Genomic DNA, 23,083 nt, shown 5'->3' with positions numbered 1-23,083 from the left:
CAACTGACACGCCAGTTTAGCTATAAATTAATATCTACGGTTTTACGGGTATTAGAAAAATGAAGTTTACAGACTGGGTGACTAGAGTACTACTAATCTGGCTAATGTTCGCCACTCTAACTGTAGTACTGCTAATTGGACGAGCAACAAAATTACACAACAATCCGACAATATCCCGTACATCCAATCCACAGGTTACAACTTTCAGTAAATATCCCCAGGCGCAATTTCAATCAGCCAAAGAGCCAGAGAAGAAATTTCAAAATGTTATCAAGTCCCCAGTCAAGACTAACCAGCCTGTAGCAAGGTACATAACCACTCAAGCTTTTGCACAGTACAGACCTAATTATCAAGTTGCTTCAGTCGATCCAAGTAACTATGGTGAACGTTACACCCAAGATGTTAACGGCATTCCTGTCAACAATCAACCAATTATCGTCATCCATGAAACTGGTTATTCTGCTTCTAGCGCCATTAATTTCTTTCAAGTAGCCCATAGCGATGAAGGTGTGCAAGCAAGTTACCACGCCTTAATCAAGTTAGACGGCACAGTGGTTTATCTAGTACCGCCAGACAAGCGGGCTTTTGGTGCAGCTAACTCTGTGTTTGATGGTTCGCAGGGAGTGGAAACTGTACAGACTAATCCGACTTTACCCGCGTCTGTGAATAATTTTGCTTATCACGTCTCTTTGGAAACACCGCCAGATAGTTATGACAGTAGCAGCCAACAAACCCATAGCGGCTATACGGAAGCTCAATATCATTCTCTTGCTTGGTTAATTGCTCAAAGTCAAGTCCCAGACGATCGCATCACTACGCACCATCTAGTAGACCGTTCTGGTAAAAAAGTTGACCCGATAAATTTTGATGGTCAGAAATTTCTCAGCTTACTTAATACTTATCGTCAGGTTAGACCAGTCTATCGAGTCAGCAAATAATTCGTAAAGACACGAAAATTCGCCTCTCTACAAGGGTTATGGATAAAATTTTGAATTGTTAACTTGCTCAAGAAGGCGCGATCGCGTCAAAATAAGAGTTAAGACGCTGTAATCTAACTTAACAATGACCATCACGCAGCTTGAGCAAATTTCCCCTCAATCAACACCGCCAAATGAGCAAGGATATGAATATGATTTGGTAATTGTCGGCGGTGGGATTATTGGGTTAACTCTAGCCTCTGCTTTAAAAGATTCTGGTTTGAGTATTTTGCTAATTGAGGCGAAAGTGGCATCAGTGGCGGTTGCCAAGGGACAAGCTTATGCAGTTCATCAGCTTTCGTCGCTAATTTATCAAGGAATTGGCGTTTGGGACAAAATGTTGCCTCAAATCGCCAAATATTGCCGAGTTCGTCTTTCGGATGCCGATCATCCCGATGTGGTGGAATTCACTACAGATGATATAAATACCCCAGAGTTGGGTTATGTGGCGGAACACCAAGCTTTGTTGCAGCCGTTGCAAGATTTCGTCCAAAATTGCCCCAACGTGACTTATTTGTGTCCGGCGGAAGTGGTAAATACGCAATACCAGCAGCATATAGTCGCCATTGAGATAAAAATTGCCGATCGCCTAAAGACAGTCAAGAGCAAATTAGTTGTAGCAGCAGATGGATCGCGATCGCCAATTCGGCAAGCGGCGGGAATCAAAACTTCGGGCTGGAAGTATTGGCAATCTTGCATTGTGGCATTTGTCAAACCAGAAAAACCCCACAATAACACCGCTTACGAAAGATTTTGGTCTAGCGGCCCCTTTGCGATTTTACCTTTACCGGGAAACCGTTGCCGCATTGTCTGGACAGCCCCCCACGAAGAAGCAAAAGCTTTATGTGCTTTAAATGATGAGGAATTTTTGGCAGAACTCAGCCGCCGCTATGGCGATCAAATGGGCAAACTGGAATTACTCGGCGATCGCTTTGTTTTTCAGGTACAACTCATGCAAAGCGATCGCTACGTTCTCCCGCGACTGGCATTAATTGGTGATGCGGCGCACAATTGCCATCCCGTCGGCGGACAAGGTTTAAATTTGGGCATTCGGGATGCAGCAGCTTTGGCGCAAGTAATTCAAGCAGCGCACAAAACGGGTAAAGATATTGGTGACATTCAGATTCTCAAAGGTTATGAACGCTGGCGCAAGCTAGAGAATCTGACAATTTTAGGTTTCACCGATTTGTTAGATCGGATGTTCTCTAATAATTTCTTCCCTGTGGTGGTGGTTCGTCGTTTGGGTTTATGGTTTTTGCAGCGAGTACCTGTATTAAAAGTATTTATGCTGAAATTGATGATTGGCTTGAAGGGGAGGACTCCAGAATTAGCATGGAAGAGGACAAGGAGACAAGGAGACAAGGGGGACAAGGGGGACAAGGAGACAAGGGGGACAATGGGGACAAGGGGGACAAGGAGACAAGGGGACAAGGGGAAAACCTCATAGACAAATCTATGGGCTGCTGAGAGATAACGATCGCGATCGCTGATACAGCCAATTTCAGGGGAAGTAAAGTACACAACGATTCGCCTCAAATCCAGGTATAAAGCCTGTTTTACTTCAGAATTCTGACTCCTGAATTCTGACTCCTGAATTCTGACTCCTGAATCTTTTTAAATTTGCAAAAAGTTAGCGATCGCCTGCGGTAATGGCAGAATAATTACAATCAACAAAGCCATTGCCAGTAACCCCCAAACGTCACGTTTGTTATCCAATTCAGTGACATCATTCAGTGCAGGTTCATCAATCAACGGCATAAATAATAAGATAATCGCCCACACCAAAAATTCTTCCCGAACTAAAGAAAGTAATAGCAACAACACGCGAGCAATTTGACCAATTACGATCGCAGTTCGTTGTCCAAACATCGCATGGATAATGTGACCTCCATCTAATTGTCCCACAGGCATTAAATTTAACGCTGTGACAACTAGTCCTAAAAAACCTGCTACTGCAACTGGATGCAAATCGAGGGCTGATTTTGCCGTTAACTGACTTCCCAAAGCTAACTTCGAGAGTATAGCCAGTAAAATTGAATACTTGGGATTGAGCGCATCAGGATTTAAAAGTCGGGTTTTTTCAGTCAGGGAAACTATATCAGAATGAGCCAAACCCCATATTAGTAGTGGCAAGGTGACAACAAAACCTGCAATTGGCCCAGCGATACTAATATCAAATAAAGCTTTGCGGTTGGGAATAGGACTACGCATCTGAATAAATGCGCCAAAAGTTCCCAAAAAGAAAGGTACGGGAATAAAGTAAGGCAATGTCGAGCGAATCTTGTAAAATTTAGCTGTTAAATAATGCCCAAGTTCGTGAGTGCCCAAAATAGCCATCAATCCTAAAGCATAAGGCAATCCCTTGAATAGGACATCTGGGTTAGATAGAAGTTTGAACAAAGATCCAATTTGCCAGATAGGCGGCAGAGTCACACCAGCATTTTGTACTCCCACCAAGGTAGTAGTGATCAAAGTAGCTACTAACAGCATCAGCGCTAATCCTGGTCGAGTTAATCGTTCTTGGTTGCGTCGTGGTGTATCTGTCTGTTTAGCAGCAGCTTGAGTATTGGGAACAAGGACAAAGAAAGGTTTGCCATTAAAGCCTTCTTGAAAAATCAGCAAGAAGCGATCGCCAAATTGTGCTTCAATATTAGTTTTAATCTGCTGGTAAGCGTTGCTGGCTTTAGTTCGCAACTGACCCCGGCATATCACAGATTGGGGTCGATACTCAATATTTTGAATGTAGTATACAGACCAAGGAAAACAATTTCGTAGTTGGGTTTCTTCCGTTGGTTCAATGGGACGCACTATTGGTTCTGGAGTAGGCTGGATAGTCGGTTGTGATTCTGAGGCTGGGGTTTGGGCTTCGTCAGTCTGTGTATCTCTTGGTACTTGACGCCCCCATTGAAACAACACCCAGTACAAGACTGTGCAGAAAAATACCGACCAGAGGATCAGCTCTGGCGGTGGAGGTTGTTTCGCTCCGTAGATTAGCGTCCATCCACTCAACAGAAATGCTGGTGTCATTAAAACCAGCCACAACAACCATACTGGTGTGCGGGTGATGTGAGCAACGCTGCGCTGCACCATTAGATAAGTAGCTAGCCCCAGCAGGAGGATAAACAGAAACCAAAATGCCATGTTCTCTTCAGTAATTTTGACAAAACGCCCCACCAGTAGCTTCAGCACCATAGCATTAACTACAAGGCAGACCTCAAATCTCAATTTTTTTTCACAACGGTTAACAGTGCTGGTTAACGCTCAAGTTGCAATTCTTGAGAATTTCCGCACTGTCATCAAATTGTCCACAACTCCTCAGTTTCGGTTCTTTGATTATGTGCCCTTTACCTCAACAGCCAAGTCATACAACTAAGCCACCACGGGCTGTCTTCCCTAACGAAGTATTCAGCGGAGGTTCTCTGCAATCGGACTTCGCACAAGAGAGCATTTTTGCCTTTCCACCCAATCGGGACACATTAGGGGGAACCTCTTATTTTATTGTAAGAAATGAAGGCAATATCCTCATAGATTGCCCTGCACTAGAAAAAACAAATCAAGATTTTTTAGCAGCGTATGGAGGCGTGCGTTGGTTATTTCTCACCCATCGCGGTGCTATTGGCAAGACTGCTGAATTTCAGCAAGTTTTTGGCTGCGAGGTGTTGATTCAAGAGCAAGAAGCGTATTTATTACCAGGCTTAACCGTAACTACCTTTAGACAAGAATTTACTCTTGATGCAGCTATGCAAGTGATTTGGACACCAGGGCATTCTCCCGGCTCATCTTGTCTCTACTACAGCGAATTTGGGGGTATATTATTTTCTGGTCGCCATTTACTCCCTAATCAGCACGGTCAAGCAGTACCATTACGGACAGCTAAAACTTTTCACTGGCCAAGGCAAATTCAGAGCATTCGATTATTGTTAGAACGTTTTACACCAGAAACTCTCCAGTATATTTGTCCTGGAGCTAATACAGGCTTTCTTAGAGGTAAGCGAGTTATAGATCGAGCTTATCAACACCTCGCCTCTCTGGATTTACCAGGTTTGCTGGGGATGCAACCATTTTAGAAGTAGGGGCGCAAGGCCTTGCGCCCCCACTATTCAAGATTTCGGTGGAGCGTGAGTGCAAGGCTACAACAACTCGGTGATGGAAAATAACCGTTGTCGGTCTATTTGTTGAAGCTTGATTTTTTCAGCGTAAAAAGCTTGATAATAATATTCATAGCGCTCTGGTTCCGCTTCTGGATCGGTTTGTTGCCATAGTTCCAAAAAGTGACGATAGCGTTTTTCAAGCATCACTAAATCCATACAAGCGATCGCAGCTTGAACTACTTGCCCAGTCCGCAGTATTTCTTTTTGGTTTTTTTCATCCACATGAAATAAATGAGAAATTAACCCGATTTCGCTGTCAAATTCTAAGAACCGATCTTGCAGGCGGGAAATTAAATTTGGTAAAGACGCAAAGTTTTTCGTCTCTCCATCATCGGATGAAATTTCTAAAATCTGCTGCCATAAAAATCGGTGGTGGGAAAGACTAAATTGCAAATCTCGCTCCTCTAGTTCGTCAACAATCATTTGACGCTGTTCGGGACAATGCAAGTAAATTCGTAGTAATAATGCCTCTGCGTGTTCTAAAAGGCTGCGTTCTGTCGAGAGTGAGGAGTTGGGACTTGTACTGAGCGTAGCCGAAGTAATGGACAGTGGGGATTTGCCACCTCCCCATGCTTTCTTCGCTAACACAGGCTTAGAATATGTAGCCGCAGGGGGAGCAATTTGAGTTAACAGATTTTCGACTCTTAGGGGTATAAGTCTGGTATCTCCTAAACTGAGTATTTCTGCACAGTAAGAAACGTAATAGTTGCGTGTATCGCTGTTAGCGATATTTTTAAGTAATTTGACTATTTGCTGAGTTACTTGCTGAAAATCAGTAGCCTGTTTTAAATCACGATTTTGAATAATTTGCTGAATCTGCCAGTCTAGCCAAAGTGGCGCATTTTTTAGCAGTTCTCCATAATCTTCTGGAGTGTGACTATGCAAATATTCATCAGCATCTTTGCCATCGGGTAAATTGAGAATTTTTAGCTGAACTTCGCCCTTGTATGCCAGTTCGGCAATTTCACCAATCGCTCGTTCTGCGGCATTGGTTCCAGCTTTATCAGCATCAAAGTTGAGTACTAATTGTTTCGATTCGGTGTAGCGTAATATTAACCGGACTTGTTCTAAGCTTAAAGCTGTACCGAGTGAGGCAACGGCATTATTAATACCAGCAGCGTGGAGAGCGATCGCATCAAAATATCCCTCCACTACCACGGCTCGATCGAGTTTAGAAATACCATCTTTGGCTCGATCGAGGGCGAATAAGGTTTTACCTTTACTAAAAAGTTCGGTTTCGGGTGAATTCAGATATTTAGGCTGTTCATCAGTCAAAGTTCTGCCACCAAAGGCAATAACACGCCCTTGGGGACATCACGGATGGGAATCATCAAGCGATCGCGAAATACATCATAATACCCACCACCTTCCCGGCGTGGCTTAATCAATCCCGCTTTTTCCAGTATTTGCACTGGATAATGTTTATCATCCACTAAATAACGATAAAGAGTTTCCCAACCTGCGGGGGCATAACCTAAACCAAATTGCTGTATAGTTTCTTCTTTGAGTTGGCGGTTAGATTGCAAATATTGAAGTGCCTTTTGTCCTTGGGATTGTCTCAAGGCGTGTTGATAAAACTGTGCTGAAGAAGCGAGAACTTCATACAACTGCTCGCGCAAAGATAGCTGACGCTGTAATTCTTGACGTTGTTCGGGTTCAAGAGTTTGCACGGGTACTTGGTAACGCCGTGCTAAATCCAGCACCACATCAGCAAAAGAACGCTTTCCCAACTCCATGACAAACTTAATCGCATTTCCCCCAGCTTGACAGCCAAAGCAATAATACATTTGCTTGGTTTGACTAACGGTGAAACTGGGAGATTTCTCATCATGGAAGGGGCATAAACCGACAAAATCCTTTCCTCGTTTGCGTAAAACTACGTATTCCGAGACGACATCTACAATATCAGCCCGTAGTTTAACTTCCTCAATTGTGTCTGGGTGCAAGCGGGGGATTTGCATATATTAGTCGTTAGTCACTTGTACTGAGCGTAGTCGAAGTATTGGTCATTAGTCATTAGACCTCTTGCAAAAGTTACTTTTGCAAGAGGCGGGAAAAGGAGAAAGGTCAAAGGGGAAAGGTTTTTTTATTCCTTTTCCCTTTCCCCCTTACCCTTTTCACTACTTCTGCAAGAAGTCTATTAGTCATTGGGCATTAACTTTGAAAAAAGGACAAAGGACAAAGGACAAATGACTTCTGATAGCTATTATATTCTTGTTGCTAGACCAAGAATGATGTATAGAATTGCTTAAACTTAATTTTATCAGAGGAAATACTGAAAATGGGGCGTATTTTTATATCAGCGGCTCATGGAGGCAAAGAAGCGGGAGGAATAGATCGGGGTGCGATCGCAGGTGGTACAACTGAAGCAAAAGAAATGATTTTGCTGCGGGATTTGATTGTCACGGAACTGAGGGCGCGGAGTTTGGAAATTTTAGCGGTTCCTGATGACTTGAGCGCCGCCCAAACTATCTCTTGGATCAATTCCCGCGGCCGTCGGGGTGATGTCGCCCTAGAAATTGCAGCTAATGCGGCTAACAGTCCTTCTGTGCGTGGGGCTAGCGTTTTCTACATAGCTAATAATAGCGATCGCAAGAGTAATGCCGAACAATTGCTGGTGGGGTTATTGCGCCGCGTACCCCAATTACCGAATCGGGGAGTCAAGCCAGATACAGATAGTGGATTGGGTAGTTTAGCATTCTGTCGTCAGACAACGCTGCCAGCTTTGGTGATGCAAGTGGGGTTTCTCAGCAATCCAGAGGATCGGGCTTTGCTGCAAACTCGTCGCCGCGATTTTGCTTTAGGAATTGTCGATGGATTGGTGACTTGGAGTCGTGTAATTGACCCCACTCCCGGAACTCCAGCTGAAGCAAATTATCCACCGATTAATATTAATATTAATGGACAAAGTTACACCGAGCAAGGAATTTTAGTTAATGGGAATGCTTACATCCCCATTGATTTAGTAGACCTTCTCCGCATTGACCTTTCAAAAGCGGCTAATGTCAATCGCATTACCTATCACAAAGTAGTTTATGTCAAAGCAATCGAACTCCGAGATTTTAATATTGCAGTTAATTGGGATGCGGCGACGCGTACTGTTAGCTTGCGCTCGAATTTGGTGGTTTGCCCTGGTCAATTTTCGCGCGTAATGTCGAACGGTAATACTTCCGAAGTCCAGTTACAATTATTCCTGAGAAATAATAATGAAAATGCGATAACAAAGTTTCCTGATATCCCCAAACTTTATCGCGAAGAAGCAGGTATAGAGGGAGTGAACTATGATATTGCCTTTTGCCAAATGTGTGTAGAAACGGGATTTTTACGGTTTGGTGGTGATATTAAACCTGAGCAAAATAACTTTGCAGGCTTAGGTGCGATCGGTGGCGGTTCGGAGGCTGCGTCTTTTCCAAGTGCAAGAATTGGAGTTAGAGCGCACGTTCAACATTTGAAAGCTTACGCTAGTTTAGAACCTTTGGTACAGGAAGTAGTAGATCCCAGGTTTCGTTTTGTCACACGCGGGATTGCGCCATTAATCGATCAGCTATCAGGGCGATGGTCAGCAGATTTAGATTATGGTACAAAGATTTCAGCAATGCTCAAACGATTATATGAATCAGCAGGACTTCTTTGAGTATTGAGTAAATTATTCCAAGTAGGTTAGCGTCAAAATTTGTAGTTGGAATCAAGCAAGAAGCAAGAGGGTTTTAGCCTAGTTTATCTTTGTTTACCAGGGTATTAACTCCTGACTCCAACTGTTTGCCGTTCTCGTCGTGCGACTTCTGCACGTACTAAAGGTATAACATCACGCCCATAAGCGATCGCATCCTCTAAAGGATCAAAGCCCCGAATCAATAAGGTAGTCACACCTGCATCGTAATAATCAACCAAAGCCTCTGCTACTTGTTCTGGTGTACCCACTAGAGCAGTAGTGTTACCTGCCGCACCAGTAGCTGCGGCGATCGGTGTCCATAGACGCTTATCATAAATCTCATTTTTGGCGGCAAAATCTAGCAGACGTTGCGATCCTACCGCCTGGGGTCTAGCTGGGGCAGCTAATTTTGCGCCTCCTCGCAACTCTTGAATTCGTGCCAAAATACTATGTGCTTTCTCCCAAGCCTCTTGTTCTGTAGCACCAAGAATCGGTCGCAGAGAGACACTGAAGCGAATGGAGCGATCGGGTGGTAAGGCAGCACGAACCTCTGCAATTCGTTCTTTAACTGCGGCAATTGGCTCACCCCACAAGGCATAAACATTACTGTGTTTGGCTCCTACCTGTACGGCTGGACCAGATGCACCACCAAAGTAAAGTGGGATGTGCGGCTTTTGCAACGGCTTGATCGCCGAGAAAGCATCCTTGATGCGGTAAAATTCACCTTCGTAATCAAAGGGAGTGTCGCTTGTCCAGACGCGACGAACAATTTCTAAATATTCATCGGTGCGACGGTAACGGCTGTCATGATCTAGCCAGTCACCATCTCTTTGCTGGTCAGCATCGCTACCACCAGTAATGATATGGATTGCAATCCGACCGTTGGTAAAATGGTCAAGGGTAGCTGCCTTGCGAGCTGCCAGAGTTGGTGCGACAAAACCCGGACGATGAGCAATTAAAAAGCCCAATCGTTCGGTTGCTGAAGCAGCAAAACTTGCAACAGTCAAACCATCAGGGCTACTAGAACTATAGCCAATCAATACTTTGTCAAAGCCTCCTTCTTCATGAGCTTTGGCAAATTCACGAACATAAACTGGATCGATGATGTCATCGCCCAGACCACCTGATGCACTATTTAATTCCGAAGTCCGTTTTGTCCGAATCAATCCAATAAATTCAATGGGCATAATTAATTCTCCTAAAAATGTTGGAGAGCAGGGGAGACAAGGGGGACAAGGGGGACAAGGGGGACAAGGGGACAAGGGGCAATTATTCAACAACTCTCTCGCTTATCTCCCCCCTCTTCCTTGTCTACCTTGTCTCTTCTCAATGCCCAATGCCCCATTCCCTAATCAATCAAACAAATCTGGTTGGTCGTGGGTAATTTCATCCCATAAATACTGGAATCCACCCCAGCCTACTTGGTGAGTACCACCGCGTTGTTGGATCTTTAAGGCGATGTCGTGGTCAATCAGGATGGGTTTTCCTACGGCTTCTGCTAGCAATTGCGCTTTAGCAGTATCCTCTAACCTGATGTACCACCAAGCTGCTTCATCCACACTATGCCCTACGGTCAATATTCCGTGGTTGCGTAAAATCGCAGCTTTGCTCTTGCCTAGTGCCTGAGCAATGCGTTTTCCTTCGCTTGTCTCTAAAACAATGCCTGTAAAATCATCAAATAGAGCATGATCTTGGTAAAAAGCACAGGAATCTTGGGTAATCGGATCGAGCAACCTACCCAAAGATGACCAAGTTTTACCATAGAAAGAATGGGCATGAGCCGCTGCAATGACATCGGGGCGGGCTTCGTGGATTTGAGAGTGAATGGCAAATGCTGCTTGACTAACTTTGCCTTCACCTTGGACTACCTGACCTTCACTATTCACTAATATCAGGTCTGATACCCGAATGCGACTGAAGTGTATCCCAAAGGGATTTACCCAAAAATGATCGGTAAGTTCGGGATCGCGGGCAGTGATGTGTCCTGCCAATCCTTGAGCAAAACCCAAACGCGCAAATACCCGGAAGGCTGCTGCCAAGCGTTCTTGACGATGGCGACGCTCTGATTCAATAGAAACAAAAGTCGGTGGTTGAAAGGGATTGCTGGGGCGGACGAGAGAAGTTTGCACCATAATTTTCAACTCCTACGTATGGATTAAGTAGACCTATGCTGCATCACTGCTGCTGAAAGCCTCAAGGTTTATCGATAAACACTGCTTCACCATTAAATTAGCGATCGCAATAAAGGATTATGGCTCGGTGGGCGATGCCTACGGCGGTAAACTACGCAGTTTTTATCGCTGCAAATACGTATCATTTCATTTTATTCAGTATAAAATATTATAAATAATTTTTGGCTGATAGCCATGAATACCTTACTATTTACGGTTTTTAAACTACCTAGTGAAAACAAATTTCTTAACTAGAGTAATGATACTATCAAGTAAACTACGGCAAGTCAATCGACTTAAAGTATTTAAATTACAATGAAGCTACCACAATTCATTTAAATAAGCAAGCTCAATATGGATTTATGCTAAAAAAATATACCGGGGAAAGTTTTATCTCTTTCTTTTTACGACTCCAAGAGCTGCTTAAGAACATATCGGGCACGGTTATAAATAACACCCGGTTGTGAGCTTTCTCGTGGACCAGCAACATTCAAAATGCGAATGTTGTGCTTCTGAATCCAACTCCAGAAACGAGCAGCGTCATTTCCACTGAACGACAGCGCGTTAATAATCAGGACGGGGCGATCGTACTTATGCGCTAGGGTCAGCCGTAAACTTTGTTCCTCCTTCAAGCGATCCATACGCTAGGACGAGCGTCCCATCTGAATCTCGAACGTTCCACTCGGTACGTAACGCATAGTCTGTACTCGTCGTCTCTTGAAGCGGGTATACAGATGGTATCTTTCCATCCTCTGCAAGCCGCCCTTTTGGACACCAGCCACGAACCGGTAACAAAAGTGATAAAGCTGTATCGAGCGCAGCCCTATCAACTCCTGTTTGACCTCCGGTTACAACCCAAAGCCGTTGATGAGACGATATTGACTCTCGCTTCTTTGATGATGTGGCGGTCGGAAGTGCGATCGCATTTGTTGCTTTTCTTCTCAAACTTGAAAACAATTAAGTCTGAATCCTTATTTTTTTTACATATCTTGCTGATATTCTTCTAACAATTGCGGAATGTGATCGTACCCATCTACACCGATAATCGCAATAATTTTCGGGCGATGTTGCTGTAAGAACATTTGGAAAGCTTCTGCCCCGATTTGTCCTTGTAAAATTGTCAGTAAACCTGCTGGTTGACGCCACTCATTAGAAGCAATTTGCTCTAAAAGATACATTCCCAAAGAACCTGTGTAAACAGTTTTTTCAGAATTTTGCAGATGATAATAAGCTTCTGCTAAATAAGCTAAGTTCCGCCCTTGGAGATACAAATCACCGGAAACTTGCGCTGTTTTAAAACCATCTTCCAGATACTTAATTGCCGTTTGGTATTCTCCGATGACTAGATAGGCAATTCCTAAGCTACTGACACATAAAGCTTTACTTTGAAGATCGCCTAATTTTTCTGATAATTTTAAACCTTGTTCCAAATAATTAATTGCGGCTTCATATATTTCGGGTTCTAGGTTTTCCAATTCCTGAGCTTGCATGACTTCGCTATAACCTAAATTTACCAGCGCGTTTGCCTCTCCTGTCCTATCGCCTGCTTGCCGACTCAGTATTAATGCTCGTTGACTATAGTTAATTGCCTCAGCGTAATTTTGCTGTTGTACGTAGGTACGGCTGAGGTGGTTGAGATTGGCAATTTCACAGGTGCGATCGCCTGCATTTCTGGCGATCTCTAGCGCTTGCTGATGAAAATCAATGGAGCGCTGGTATTGTCCCAAAGCACGCTGAGAATAACCTAAAAGTGTCAAAATCCGCGCTTTTTCCTGGGTTCCCTCGCCTCGTCGCAGTGGTTCATCTAAATAATCTAGAGCATCTCGTAAATAAGTGCCAGTAAAAGAGGCAAAAATCCCGCCGTAAAAGGGAAAATACGGACGCTGGGCAAAGGTTCGTAAAATCTGAAGCATGATTTGAGAACAGGCATCGCTGTATATTGTCCCAATGCTCCTAAAACCACTTGCTAACTGACTCCAAATCACCGCAAAGGTCAAAAAAGTGGAAATAGACAACTTTGGCCCAGCCTTAATATCGTAAGCTTGTTGGTCAAACCAGCTAATTAGTCCCCGTTGCAAGAACTGTAAAATTAATGCCATTTCCACCCAATCTCTGAGGGTAATACCACGCTGTCGTTCGGCAAACTCAATTGCGGATTCTTCCCTAGCTAAAGTGCGAAGCAGTGCTTGGGGTAATTCACTATTGAGTTGCTTCGCCCAACTTGCCCAAGGGCCGCGTTCTCCCGGTACACCGCCAAACCCCAGAGATTCTTTTTGCTCGTACATCCAACTGAGCAAGTTGTCTTGCAATCGCTGCCAAGAAGCTAAACCACGGGTAATCCCTTCGGAAAATTGTTGTAAATCAGCATCTGCCTGAGCAAATTGCAGTAATGCTTTGGACAACTGCTGTAACTGTTGTAAATTTAGCGGATACTTCTGATTCGGGTCAGTAACTCGGATAAATGTCGCTAGACGCTCGGCAGCGCTGGCTCTGGTGATTTCTGTAACTGCAAAGGCGATCGCTTCTGTTGCTTTGTTTTGCTCTTGCCAGCGTTGCCATTGACTTTGAATCGTCTTAACGGCTCTCAAACTACGAGTCGCCTTGGCTTTCTTGAGTTCGTCTTTTTCGTTATCTACTTGGCTTTGAAGGGAATTCAGCCGATCGCTCAAAGCTAGCTCAAACACTTCCCCTGTACCGGAAGTAATTCCTTTAAGCAGCATTTGATACACTTGTTCTACAGAGCTAATTTTGCCCTTGAGGGTGGTTTCGACAATTTCATCGATTAAGGCAAGATAGCGATCGCTTAATGGCAGAGAGTCTGGCACTTTGGCTACTAGAAGAATGTCACATCAATTCTAATTCTAGTCTTGGCAGCAGAGGTAGGGGAAACAATTTGCCTCTTTTGGGCAGTCATGGTTATAACAAATGCGAAATTTAGAAAAAATTTATTTAGCGATTTGTTATCATTCCTTGAGCGATTCGCTGTTTAACTACACGATAAAAAAATAATGGAATACCTAAAATATAACGGTCTGCTAGACGAGTAGGTTCAGTAATTAAGCGTGTTAACCACTCCAGACCATTATCAGTCAACCAACGCGGCCCGCGATATATAGAGTTAGTATAAAAATCTAGACAAGCACCTAAAGGTAAAAATACAGTAGTTTCAATTTTATTGAAGTTATCTAAAATCCAGCGTTCCTGTAATGGCATACCAAAACCAATATATAAAATATCTGGTTGAAATTTATTAATTTTTTCTATTACCAAATCATTCTCTTTTCCTGATTTATCAAAATAACCATGATGTCCCTGTATGCGTAAATTAGGCGCAATCGATCCTAACTTAGTAATTGCCTTATCTACTACGCCAGGTTTTCCAGCTAACAAAAATAAAGAAAGGTTTTCTTGTTCGCACTTTAATGCTAAATCTTCGATGTAATCTGGTGCTGTCATTCGATGTGCAGATTGCATTGAATAACCATTAAATCTAGCTCCTACCATTACACCAAATCCGTCACAAAATACTAAATCAGCCTTATTCAAAAAATCTCGATACCAAGACTTTTCATAAGCAAAATTCATTGCTCTGATATTCACATGTCCTACAACTGTCTTTTTTTGATTTTTTGCTGCTTCTATTAAATAATCAACTAATTCTTGTACTTGAACTTTATGAAATCTTGTATCAAACAATTTAACTTCCGGAAAAGTTTTCATTTCTGCACTCTCTCACTTATTAGCCAGTATACCAAGTTTGGAAGAATCAGAACAACAAAATAATAATACCTTTATCGCTACCTTAAATTTTCCTAATTTAAATTAAATTCCTACCTTGGTAACACCGATTCTCCTTGCATACAGAATATATTACGTCGTTTTGGAATTTGGTGTTTAATACATAGGCTATGTAACTTAAACCTACTTTCATCAAGATGGTTATCAATTGATAACTGCTGTATAAATACCTCTTAAAGACGTAAGATATTTGTTAATGTCCAAGTGTTTAACTCTAGCTCGTGCATTATTTCCCAAAGATATTCTCAGATTTTCGTCTGCAATTAAAGATTGCATTGCCTCTGACAATTGTTGAATATCCCCCGGATTAACTAATAAACCATTCTGATTTTGAGTAACTATTTCGGGTATTCCTCCTACTGCGGTAGTGATAACTGCCAAACCCCAACTCATTGCTTCTAATAGTGCCATAGGCAGACCTTCGTTGTAGGAAGGTAACACAAAGACATCAGCTTGAGTGAAAAGATCGTCACGTTTTTCTCGATCTACCCAATCAAGAATAGTGATATAGTCAGTAATATTTAAAGTTGGGAGCAAACTACGAGCTTTTTCTACATCTCCATCCCCCGCTATAACTAACTTGGCTTGGCTTTGTTGAGCAACAGGCATAGCAGCAAATGCTTTAATTAAATCAAAAGTGCCTTTGCGCTCACCAATGCGCCCTAAAAATAAGAAAAATATCTGTTTGGAATCTATTCGCTGTGGAATTTGTGCGGGAATTTTTACTGGGTTAGGCAGAACAATAACTTGCTCAGATTTCAAGCCAAGATTCTCAATATAGAATTTTTTCCAGCTATCTGATAAAACAATGAAACGCGTACATTTACAAAACGACCAACTTAGCCACTGCTTAAGCCATTGGGGTAGTTTAGAGTAAAACAAATGAAAATCAGCACTATGAGTATGAATAATTACTGGTTTTTGAAATAGCCAACCAATAAGAGTAGTAATTGAATGACGAAAAGCGCTACCTCTATCTGAAACATGGATGTGAATTAGGTCAGTTCTTTGGTTTAATAAGTTCCAAAATAACTCACCTATTGCCTGCAAAAAAACTAACACTTTATAGACAGTAGAACCATTTGGTAAAGTCGTAATGTGTTCAATTTGAATATCAGAGGTAGTTTCTTCAAGAATCAGCTTTTCCACTGAAACTATTCCGCCTTGGCGCTCTAAGCTTTCGCCCAACATAGTAATTTTTATGAAACTCATAATTGCTATTAAATTAATATGTTTTGGAAATTGAGTACACGGCTATTTATATAAACTATTGAACAAATTTCTTCTAGTTATATCCAAAGGAATACTCCCAAGGCATCTTGAGAATTAATGCTAATAACTTTATCTGCTTGAGCGCAGATCCTTAAATTTATTTAATGTACACTTTTATGATTTTACAGGATGATCTCCATAACAAAATTCTGTCAGAGAAATTGTTATGAAGGTATTTAAAACATTGTTGTTAATAACAGCATTCTAGCACTCTCTCATAACTAAAAGCTAAGTAACAATTTTTTGTTTAAGCTAAATCATATATTTACAGGTCGGAAAAACCAATGAATTTATTTGAGCTTTTAGTAGGGGAAGACAATCATCCAGCCCTAGTTACGCCTGATGGGCGATCGCTAACTTATAAGCAATTACGCGAGAATGTTATTGCACTGGTATCTCAACTCAACAGCTTTGGATTGAAACGGGGAGAACGCATTGCCATTGCCATGACTAACGGTTCACCAATGGCGATTACCTTTTTGGCTGCTGCTTTATGTGGCACTGCTGCACCCTTAAATCCCAAATACAAACAAGAAGAATTTGCCTTTTACTACCAAGATACCCAAGCAAAAGCACTGATTACGTTGTCTGAGGGGACAGAAGCAGCCATTGCTAGTGTCACACCCGATATGGCGCTGATTAATGCCAAGGTAAACACTGACGGCACATTAAGCTTTGAATTAGTCAAAACAGGTTCAGAACCAGGAGAATCCGCGAATCCCACAGCCCCCAACGCTGATGATATAGCGATGATTCTCCACACTAGCGGCACTACCAGTCGTCCCAAGCGTGTGCCGATTCGTCATCGCAACTTAATCGCTTCAGCCGGCAACCTGATTAGTGCTTACTCACTCACAGCAGCTGATACTACACTTTGTCTAATGCCCTTGTTCCATGTTCACGGATTGGTGGGCTGTTTGCTGGCAACTCTGGCTTCGGGTGGTACATTAGTTTGTCCCAATGGTTTTAATGCCTTGGAGTTTTGGAAGTTGGTAGATACCTACAAACCCACTTGGTACTCCGCAGCGCCAACCATGCACCAGACAATTTTGGCGCGCGCTAGCCGTAATACAGAAATTGTCAAAGCTAACCGTTTTCGTTTCATTCGCTCTAGTAGCGCTTCTTTGCCGCCGATTATCATTGAACAGCTAGAGGCAACTCTGAATGCTCCTGTGGTGGAATCTTACAGCATGACTGAAGCATCTCACTTAATGACTACCAATCCCCTACCGCCAAAAGTCAGGAAACCAGGTACTGTCGGTTATGGCTTCGGTGTAGAAGTGGGTATTATGGACTCTGAAGGCAACCTTTTATCTAAAGGAAGCTTGGGGGAAGTGGCGATCAAAGCACCCAATGTTATAGATGGCTACGAAAACAATCCAGAAGCTAACGCCACTGCTTTTGTGAATAGTTGGTTCCGTACAGGGGATCAAGGTACTGTGGATGCAGACGGCTACCTCCGCTTGACTGGACGGATTAAAGAATTGATTAATCGGGGTGGGGAAAAAATTTCTCCTTTAGAAGTGGATGATGTCTTGCTACGCCATCCTGCCGTCGCCGAAGCCTTAGCTTTTGCCGTCCCCCACAAATCTTTAGGAGAAGATATCCACGCGGCTGTGGTTCTGAAAGCAGAAGCTAGCGAAAAAGAACTTTTAGCTCACTGTGCAACTATGCTGGCAGACTTCAAAGTTCCCAAGCAAATTCACATTTTAGATCGACTACCTCGTGGTGCTACCGGTAAACTGCAACGGTTAACGATGGCGAAATTGCTGAATGTAGGGGAGTAGGGAGATAACGGAATGGTAGAAACAGCGCGGTGTTAGCAGTGGGAAAGAGTTTGAGAGCGATCGCTACTTATACCAATTCAATTTTGCGACACATCTTTGGGTAAAGACGCGATGAATCGCGTCTCTACAAATGGTTTATTTGTCCCATTCTTTTTTCAAATTGGTATTATTCTACTTCACTAATACCCCTCTCCACCTGAAACCGAATTTTCAACCATCAACGTTCGCGCAGCGTCTCCAAGAGTTGCGTTAAAATCACAAACGTCTATGCAATCTACAAAAACAGAGGTTGAACAGTCAGATCCTTCTGAGTGATACTGAAGTTACGCTGTTCTGCTGTGGCAATGAATGAAACGATCGCTTCACACGCCACAGCAACGGTTAACATCACCAAGTTTCGTGCCAACGGATAATCACAGACATCATCATTAACCTCGGAAGGAACGCGATAAACGTCATTCCAAATCACCTCTGCGTAATCAGTCGATAGTCCAGCATGAAGACAAGGTATGCTTAATTGGTCAGCATAATCTTTCACTGCTTGACGTGCCACGCTATTGTCAAAGACATCGATAATTAGCTGGCTGTCTTGAAGTAATTGATTTGTATTTGCTGGTGTCAACTCCTTTGTTTTGGCATCAACTTTAGTACCAATTGCTCGATATAAATTGTTCACCAAGATTTTCGCCTTGAACGCTCCCACATCAGAACGGTAGTAAGGCTGAGTCGAAAGATTACGCTCCTCAATGCGATCGCGATCTATGACTGTAAGTTTATCAAAACCAGACCGAGCTAAGTTTTCTGCAATGTTAGCTCCTAATGCTCCCGCGCCACAAATTGTTACAGGATAGTTTTTTAGTTTTGTCATCACAGCATTAGTGCGGTAAAGCTGTTCGTGAAAAAAGACACTCATAATAATTCGTAATTCGTAATTCGTAATTAACTACTCTTGTTGTTCTATGACAGCCACTAAGGATTGCAAATCAAAATCGCGATCGCGTCCACTTAGGCAAATACCAGAACTAACAACAGTCAAATCAGTTTTTGCGATCGCACTACTATGGCGAACACCATCAGCAGTTGTCCAATCGACTGTCCAGTAGTCGCTGCGATCGTGGAATTGATTTAAAGTACCGCCACCCATTTGCAAAGCCTTTCTCAATCGCTTTTCATCCTGTTGGGGTTGAGTAAATCCTTCAATCCGCCGCGTTGCTAATTCATACACTGTGCGGATTTCTGGAGTAATACCTTTAAACTGTAATTCCTCAGCCGGAATGAGTTGCTTGACGGCAGATTGCAGAGTTTCAACAATTACCGGATCGGTACGGCGATCGACTTCCTCGAACCAGCATGAATGTCCATTCCAGCGGGCAATGATTTGCTCAAAGGTAACGCCCTCGGTAACTAAGTGGACTGCGATCGGCTTAACTACCTTCAACCGTTGACGCATATCTACTTCATTCACGGGGTATGCTAACCAAGTTTGTTTTTGCAGTTGATGTGCTAACCGCAGCCGTATTTGGGGAAAGTGTTGCAGGTATTCGGCAATTTGGGGTAAGTCTGCTTCTTCTACAACCGTTGCTGTTTTTTCATCCACAGCCTGAAAGATGCCCCAACCTTGAAATTTACTAGGCTTGGGGGGGACTGAAGGTGTAGATCATCCCGGCTACCCGTGTGCGAACTCGTCCACCCTTGACGCAGGGGGCGAGGAATTGGGTGGTATATAACTGTGCTTGTGCGATCGCAATTTGGTTGATTAGCTTACGGATGTCAGTCATCATTATCTCTATTTACGCATAATTACTCAAGATATTCCTTAAATCAAAGTATATAAAAAAACATAGTTTTAAACAGTAAACCCAAAAAATAGAAAAATAATGACTACCCAAATACAACAAATATCAGAGTCCCGAAAAAAGTTAGCATCTGCTTACCGTGCAGTTTACGCAATTGGAGTTTTGAGTATTTTTCTAAGCATAATATTCTTTGTTGCTGGTAGTCGATTGCCCGATTATCTAATATTGGTTTTTTGTTCTTTATTTATTGGTTTACTCTATTTAGTTCTAGGTTTTTTTGTACAACGTAAATCAAAAATTGCACTAGGTATTGCAGTAGGATTGATGTCGCTAAATGTGTTAACAGGCATTTTTAATATGATTCAAACTGGTAAACCGTTTGGCTTGATTGTTCCCATGATATTTTTAGGTCAGACTATAGGAGGATTTAAAGCTATAGAAGTATTAAAGTCAAAAACTTGAAGTTAATTTTAATTTTGTTAATCAATAGCCTCCTACTTAGAAAGTAGTAAAATTCCTGCGTGCAAGTTGGTGGAGCATTGCGTGTTCTCAGTTACTAGAGGGACTCCGCTGGTGAGTTGTTACACACTCTTTTAAGGATGGCTACTTTTAAGCCTACCTCCCAGGTTCTTCGTACTCCCCGTTCACACACGCCCACTGTATTTGACAGTGTACCGTTCCTCTCGTACTAGTATGTAGGCTCCAAGAGTTGGGGCACGCAGGATATTAATATAATACAATATACTACAAAATAAATGAAAAAGCGATTGCGGTTGTCATTGCCATAAAGTAAATTGAGTTATAATCCTTCTCAGCAAGCTAGGTTAAAGTTTGATCTACCAACAAGATTTATTTAGCATTCTTTCAAATCTGTGTATAGTTGAGGTTCAATTAGAGAGTGTCGCAAAAGCATTTTTACAACTAACTTTAAAAATTTTTTGGCAGTACAATCATCTTTTAAAACTAATAGTTCTTTTGCAAAATCTGGTTGCCCACCGTGTGCTATATTACTTCTATAAGCGTAAAGTTTTTTCCAAACGGTACTTTCCGGTGTATTTCCAAAAAACTGAGAGTAGTCGAGTTTATTACTAAAACGCTTTGATAATAAATTAATTTTATTTATAACTTGTCGTGTAATTGAATCCTCTTTATCAATTGGTTTATGTGTAATCAAAAATTCAATAATAGTAAATAGCCCAAGAATCTTGAATTTAGAATTATGAGGAATATGCTTGAGTTCTTCTAGCATCTTAATAGCTTTTTTGATGTCTGGATACTTCATTTCATCTAACTGCTGATAAGTTTGATATACTGAGCCTATATCTTGCAGAGTTACACCATCAATAGATTCAATTGAAGGCAAGTCACTATCCATTTCATGAAAATAATTAAAAATATGTGTAGGGTTTTTCTGGATTCCAAAATTTTTTACTCCTTCATGGTAGAGAAATTGTAAGCCAAATTCTAATTCGACTTCTATTAAATTAGCTGCCAAACTTAAATCATGAATTTTAGAATTATTCCCATAAAAGTTTATTACATAATATTTCCAATTTTGTGGTTCAAGCGGCTGACTTTGAAAACTCTTATGATTGAGTGTATTTATGGCTTCAATATATTCAAATTGATAAGGAGATGAATTAAAGCTGGAAAACATTGGAAAATAACCTGAATATCGAAAATATTCTTTAATTTGCTCAATTTGAATAGGATTAGCTTTTTGGAAGTAGCAATCTTCAATAACTTTGAAAGGCAGGTCACAATTTACATTAACTAGGTTAGCTACAAAAGCAAAGCTAGTATTTTCTAACATAGTTTTTCTAAGCCTAATTTTAATTGTTTTATACTTTGAGAGTATTTTATCTGAAATCCCAGGATACGTGCGGGGACAAATTATTGTCAACAACAAATATATTTGTTGAAAAATTAATTTATATTTCAACTTAATTAAAGTAATTTAAAATATCCAAAATAGGCAAGGCTTACTATTTGTATTAATAAACATTGCCATACTTTGCAACTTACTTATCCTCTCTTACAGGCAACGGCATATCCAGAATCTCCATCAGTAAATCCAGACGAGAGGGGCGCGTTAGCAGTGGGACGATGTTCGGCAAACTGTAGTAGTCACCCGCGAAAGTGAACGTATCTACTGGTGCTTGCTGCTGCTTTAACTGACTCTCCACCCAGTTGTAATGAGTACCCACACGGACAATCACCACATTGGGCATTATCGCTAACTCCCGGCAGTAGTTCTTGTAAACTTCACCGAAGTAAGGAGCCGCATTTTCGCCCTCATCCGTTACTAGAATAATCTGGTCAACTACCTGCTTCTTCTTCCGCATGGCTTCCAATGCACAGCCGATGCTAGTACCACCGCCTGCTTTGATGTGCTGGAAGGCGCGTTCCCAGTCGCTCAACTCCTTGCCCTTTGCCGTAACAGCGTAAGGAATGGTGTCAAAGGCGTAAACAAACAATTCTGCTTTTGTGATACCAGAGATGAGGGCAGCGAGTTGCAAACCCGTCGCGATCGCATTTTCCATTGAACCAGACTTGTCCACCAATAAAGCAGTTGGACGAGCGATCGCACCACGCCGCTTTACTTGTTCGTTTGTTACCTTTTCCAGTTGGGCAACGGTGTCTGCGTCAAAATCTGCTGCGTCCCGTGGCAATCTGTGCTTTGAATGCTGAAACACGCCCACTCTTAGAAGCTTCTTCCAGCTTGGAATCAATCAGCTTCTTCACTTGTGGATAATCCATTGCACCTCTATTCTGGAGAGACTTGAGGTTATTGATAGCTTCTTGGGGAGTCATGCTGTTGATTAACGCCACCAGCACAACTGGTGTAAGTTGGTTGATTGTACCAATTGCGATCGTATATGGAATTTTGAACTCCACAATCAGCCGTGCCTGTTCTGCGGCATTTTCTGCCTTAGCAAGCTGCTTCAGCACATTTGCTAAAGAACCCTCTGGAGGAGTATCGCCAAATAGAATTGCATTTGCCCGTTCATTTGGCTTGATGTGCAGTGAAGCATATAAGTGCTTCATTGCTTTACGACCTCTGAGCGCAGCGCGATCGAACAGAGCCGGATTGTTTTCCCGTGTCTTCAAGTAACGCCGTACCGCAGTCCGAGCCGAACGAGGCAGTTTATTCTGCTTCTCCTTCATGAAGTCCACCACACGAGCTACCTGATAGGGTGGAAACTCTTGCAGCATCATAAATCCAGCATCTCGGTGTTCAATCAAATTGCTAGTTAACAAATGAGCAATAAACACCTCTTTGTGATCGCGGACATCACCATGACGCTGATACCAAACTGCCAGATGTCCGTAGAAGATGGGATCGAGTTCAACAATCAACTGATGAATTTCTGCGACTTGCTCAAGCTTGCGGTGAGGAGTTGTCAGCAAACTATTGAGCATTTCCAAACGCAAGTCACGTTCTGCGGTATTCATTATCAACCTCCTTGAAGAATTTT

The 23,083-nt window shown here is 42.3% G+C and carries 15 protein-coding genes and 4 pseudogenes; 6 read left to right on the top strand and 13 right to left on the bottom strand.

The features are described 5' to 3' along the window. Positions 1–59: 59 nt before the first annotated feature. Together NSTCB13_RS34770 and NSTCB13_RS34765 are read left to right on the top strand one after the other, a co-directional pair. Positions 60–938, top strand: coding sequence for an N-acetylmuramoyl-L-alanine amidase (locus NSTCB13_RS34770; protein ID WP_445626223.1), 879 nt, complete (start codon positions 60–62; stop codon positions 936–938). 124 nt (positions 939–1,062) lie between these two features. Beyond that, positions 1,063–2,310, top strand: a pseudogene (locus tag NSTCB13_RS34765) (FAD-dependent hydroxylase); the annotation flags it as partial. 281 nt (positions 2,311–2,591) lie between these two features. Here NSTCB13_RS34765 and NSTCB13_RS34760 read toward each other — a convergent pair. Then, positions 2,592–4,118 carry a site-2 protease family protein gene (locus tag NSTCB13_RS34760; RefSeq protein ID WP_448275886.1) on the bottom strand — a complete coding sequence of 509 codons (1,527 nt, stop codon included), beginning with the start codon at positions 4,116–4,118 and terminating at the stop codon, positions 2,592–2,594. A gap of 194 nt (positions 4,119–4,312) precedes the next feature. Between NSTCB13_RS34760 and NSTCB13_RS34755 the strand changes: the two genes are divergently transcribed. Beyond that, positions 4,313–5,044 carry an MBL fold metallo-hydrolase gene (locus tag NSTCB13_RS34755; RefSeq protein ID WP_448275574.1) on the top strand — a complete coding sequence of 244 codons (732 nt, stop codon included), beginning with the start codon at positions 4,313–4,315 and terminating at the stop codon, positions 5,042–5,044. A 63-nt stretch (positions 5,045–5,107) separates the two neighbouring features. Here the strand turns inward: NSTCB13_RS34755 and dnaG are convergent. Further along, positions 5,108–7,089, bottom strand: a pseudogene (dnaG, locus tag NSTCB13_RS34750) (DNA primase). Positions 7,090–7,409: 320 nt separating this feature from the next. Here dnaG and tftA point away from each other — a divergent pair. Beyond that, the gene (gene tftA, locus NSTCB13_RS34745; RefSeq protein ID WP_448275573.1) at positions 7,410–8,762 is read left to right on the top strand and encodes a hormogonium tapered terminus morphoprotein TftA; all 1,353 of its coding nucleotides are present in this window, start codon (positions 7,410–7,412) and stop codon (positions 8,760–8,762) included. A gap of 104 nt (positions 8,763–8,866) precedes the next feature. Here the strand turns inward: tftA and NSTCB13_RS34740 are convergent, their stop codons facing one another. The 7 genes from NSTCB13_RS34740 to NSTCB13_RS34710 all read right to left on the bottom strand — a co-directional run bounded on the left by NSTCB13_RS34740 (position 8,867) and on the right by NSTCB13_RS34710 (position 15,961). After that, a complete protein-coding gene (locus NSTCB13_RS34740) occupies positions 8,867–9,967 on the bottom strand; it encodes an LLM class flavin-dependent oxidoreductase (RefSeq protein WP_448275571.1) in 1,101 nt (366 codons plus the stop codon). Between the two features lie 165 nt (positions 9,968–10,132). Continuing rightward, complete coding sequence (locus NSTCB13_RS34735; protein WP_448275569.1) at positions 10,133–10,912, bottom strand: class II aldolase/adducin family protein; 780 nt, start codon at positions 10,910–10,912, stop codon at positions 10,133–10,135. A 443-nt stretch (positions 10,913–11,355) separates the two neighbouring features. Further along, complete coding sequence (locus NSTCB13_RS34730) at positions 11,356–11,592, bottom strand: YpsA SLOG family protein (RefSeq protein ID WP_448275568.1); 237 nt, start codon at positions 11,590–11,592, stop codon at positions 11,356–11,358. Further along, complete coding sequence (locus NSTCB13_RS34725) at positions 11,543–11,896, bottom strand: YpsA SLOG family protein (RefSeq protein ID WP_448275567.1); 354 nt, start codon at positions 11,894–11,896, stop codon at positions 11,543–11,545. The genes NSTCB13_RS34730 and NSTCB13_RS34725 overlap by 50 nt, the downstream gene beginning before the upstream one ends. 35 nt (positions 11,897–11,931) lie before the next feature. Next, positions 11,932–13,776, bottom strand: a complete 1,845-nt coding sequence (locus NSTCB13_RS34720) for a tetratricopeptide repeat protein (protein WP_448275566.1) — start codon at positions 13,774–13,776, stop codon at positions 11,932–11,934. Positions 13,777–13,900: 124 nt separating this feature from the next. After that, a complete protein-coding gene (locus tag NSTCB13_RS34715; RefSeq protein WP_448275564.1) occupies positions 13,901–14,671 on the bottom strand; it encodes a WecB/TagA/CpsF family glycosyltransferase in 771 nt (256 codons plus the stop codon). 222 nt (positions 14,672–14,893) lie between these two features. Continuing rightward, positions 14,894–15,961: a glycosyltransferase family 4 protein gene (locus tag NSTCB13_RS34710; RefSeq protein ID WP_448275562.1), complete on the bottom strand. Its 1,068-nt coding sequence runs from the start codon at positions 15,959–15,961 to the stop codon at positions 14,894–14,896. A gap of 344 nt (positions 15,962–16,305) precedes the next feature. Between NSTCB13_RS34710 and NSTCB13_RS34705 the strand changes: the two genes are divergently transcribed. Next, entirely contained in the window at positions 16,306–17,808 is a 1,503-nt protein-coding gene (locus NSTCB13_RS34705) for an acyl--CoA ligase (RefSeq protein ID WP_448275561.1), read from the top strand. Between the two features lie 274 nt (positions 17,809–18,082). Here NSTCB13_RS34705 and NSTCB13_RS34700 read toward each other — a convergent pair whose 3' ends face one another. Beyond that, positions 18,083–18,721 (bottom strand): HesA/MoeB/ThiF family protein, encoded by a 639-nt coding sequence (locus NSTCB13_RS34700; protein WP_448275559.1) that lies wholly within the window; start codon positions 18,719–18,721, stop codon positions 18,083–18,085. Between the two features lie 30 nt (positions 18,722–18,751). Further along, a pseudogene (locus NSTCB13_RS34695) lies at positions 18,752–19,586 on the bottom strand (hypothetical protein). A gap of 99 nt (positions 19,587–19,685) precedes the next feature. Here NSTCB13_RS34695 and NSTCB13_RS34690 point away from each other — a divergent pair. Continuing rightward, positions 19,686–20,066, top strand: a complete 381-nt coding sequence (locus NSTCB13_RS34690) for a hypothetical protein (protein ID WP_334899003.1) — start codon at positions 19,686–19,688, stop codon at positions 20,064–20,066. Between the two features lie 391 nt (positions 20,067–20,457). Here NSTCB13_RS34690 and NSTCB13_RS34685 read toward each other — a convergent pair whose 3' ends face one another. Both NSTCB13_RS34685 and NSTCB13_RS34680 read right to left on the bottom strand, forming a co-directional pair. Beyond that, positions 20,458–21,417 (bottom strand): hypothetical protein, encoded by a 960-nt coding sequence (locus NSTCB13_RS34685; RefSeq protein ID WP_448275557.1) that lies wholly within the window; start codon positions 21,415–21,417, stop codon positions 20,458–20,460. A gap of 208 nt (positions 21,418–21,625) precedes the next feature. Further along, positions 21,626–23,060, bottom strand: a pseudogene (locus NSTCB13_RS34680) (vWA domain-containing protein). Positions 23,061–23,083: the final 23 nt, after the last annotated feature.

This window comes from Nostoc sp. DSM 114160 (assembly GCF_053470305.1).
The sequence above is the reverse complement of the archived record's forward strand: the minus strand, read 5'-3'. Positions and strand labels throughout refer to the sequence as shown.

What these genes read in the sequence shown, in the direction of transcription:
- NSTCB13_RS34690 (WP_334899003.1), top strand. Translation starts at nt 19,686, where the DNA reads ATGACTACCCAAATACAACAAATATCAGAGTCCCGAAAAAAGTTAGCA.
- NSTCB13_RS34685 (WP_448275557.1), bottom strand. Translation starts at nt 21,417, where the DNA reads ATGTTAGAAAATACTAGCTTTGCTTTTGTAGCTAACCTAGTTAATGTA.
- NSTCB13_RS34705 (WP_448275561.1), top strand. Translation starts at nt 16,306, where the DNA reads ATGAATTTATTTGAGCTTTTAGTAGGGGAAGACAATCATCCAGCCCTA.
- NSTCB13_RS34700 (WP_448275559.1), bottom strand. Translation starts at nt 18,721, where the DNA reads ATGAGTGTCTTTTTTCACGAACAGCTTTACCGCACTAATGCTGTGATG.
- NSTCB13_RS34710 (WP_448275562.1), bottom strand. Translation starts at nt 15,961, where the DNA reads ATGAGTTTCATAAAAATTACTATGTTGGGCGAAAGCTTAGAGCGCCAA.
- NSTCB13_RS34770 (WP_445626223.1), top strand. Translation starts at nt 60, where the DNA reads ATGAAGTTTACAGACTGGGTGACTAGAGTACTACTAATCTGGCTAATG.
- tftA (WP_448275573.1), top strand. Translation starts at nt 7,410, where the DNA reads ATGGGGCGTATTTTTATATCAGCGGCTCATGGAGGCAAAGAAGCGGGA.
- NSTCB13_RS34740 (WP_448275571.1), bottom strand. Translation starts at nt 9,967, where the DNA reads ATGCCCATTGAATTTATTGGATTGATTCGGACAAAACGGACTTCGGAA.
- NSTCB13_RS34755 (WP_448275574.1), top strand. Translation starts at nt 4,313, where the DNA reads ATGTGCCCTTTACCTCAACAGCCAAGTCATACAACTAAGCCACCACGG.
- NSTCB13_RS34760 (WP_448275886.1), bottom strand. Translation starts at nt 4,118, where the DNA reads ATGGCATTTTGGTTTCTGTTTATCCTCCTGCTGGGGCTAGCTACTTAT.
- NSTCB13_RS34735 (WP_448275569.1), bottom strand. Translation starts at nt 10,912, where the DNA reads ATGGTGCAAACTTCTCTCGTCCGCCCCAGCAATCCCTTTCAACCACCG.
- NSTCB13_RS34730 (WP_448275568.1), bottom strand. Translation starts at nt 11,592, where the DNA reads ATGGATCGCTTGAAGGAGGAACAAAGTTTACGGCTGACCCTAGCGCAT.
- NSTCB13_RS34715 (WP_448275564.1), bottom strand. Translation starts at nt 14,671, where the DNA reads ATGAAAACTTTTCCGGAAGTTAAATTGTTTGATACAAGATTTCATAAA.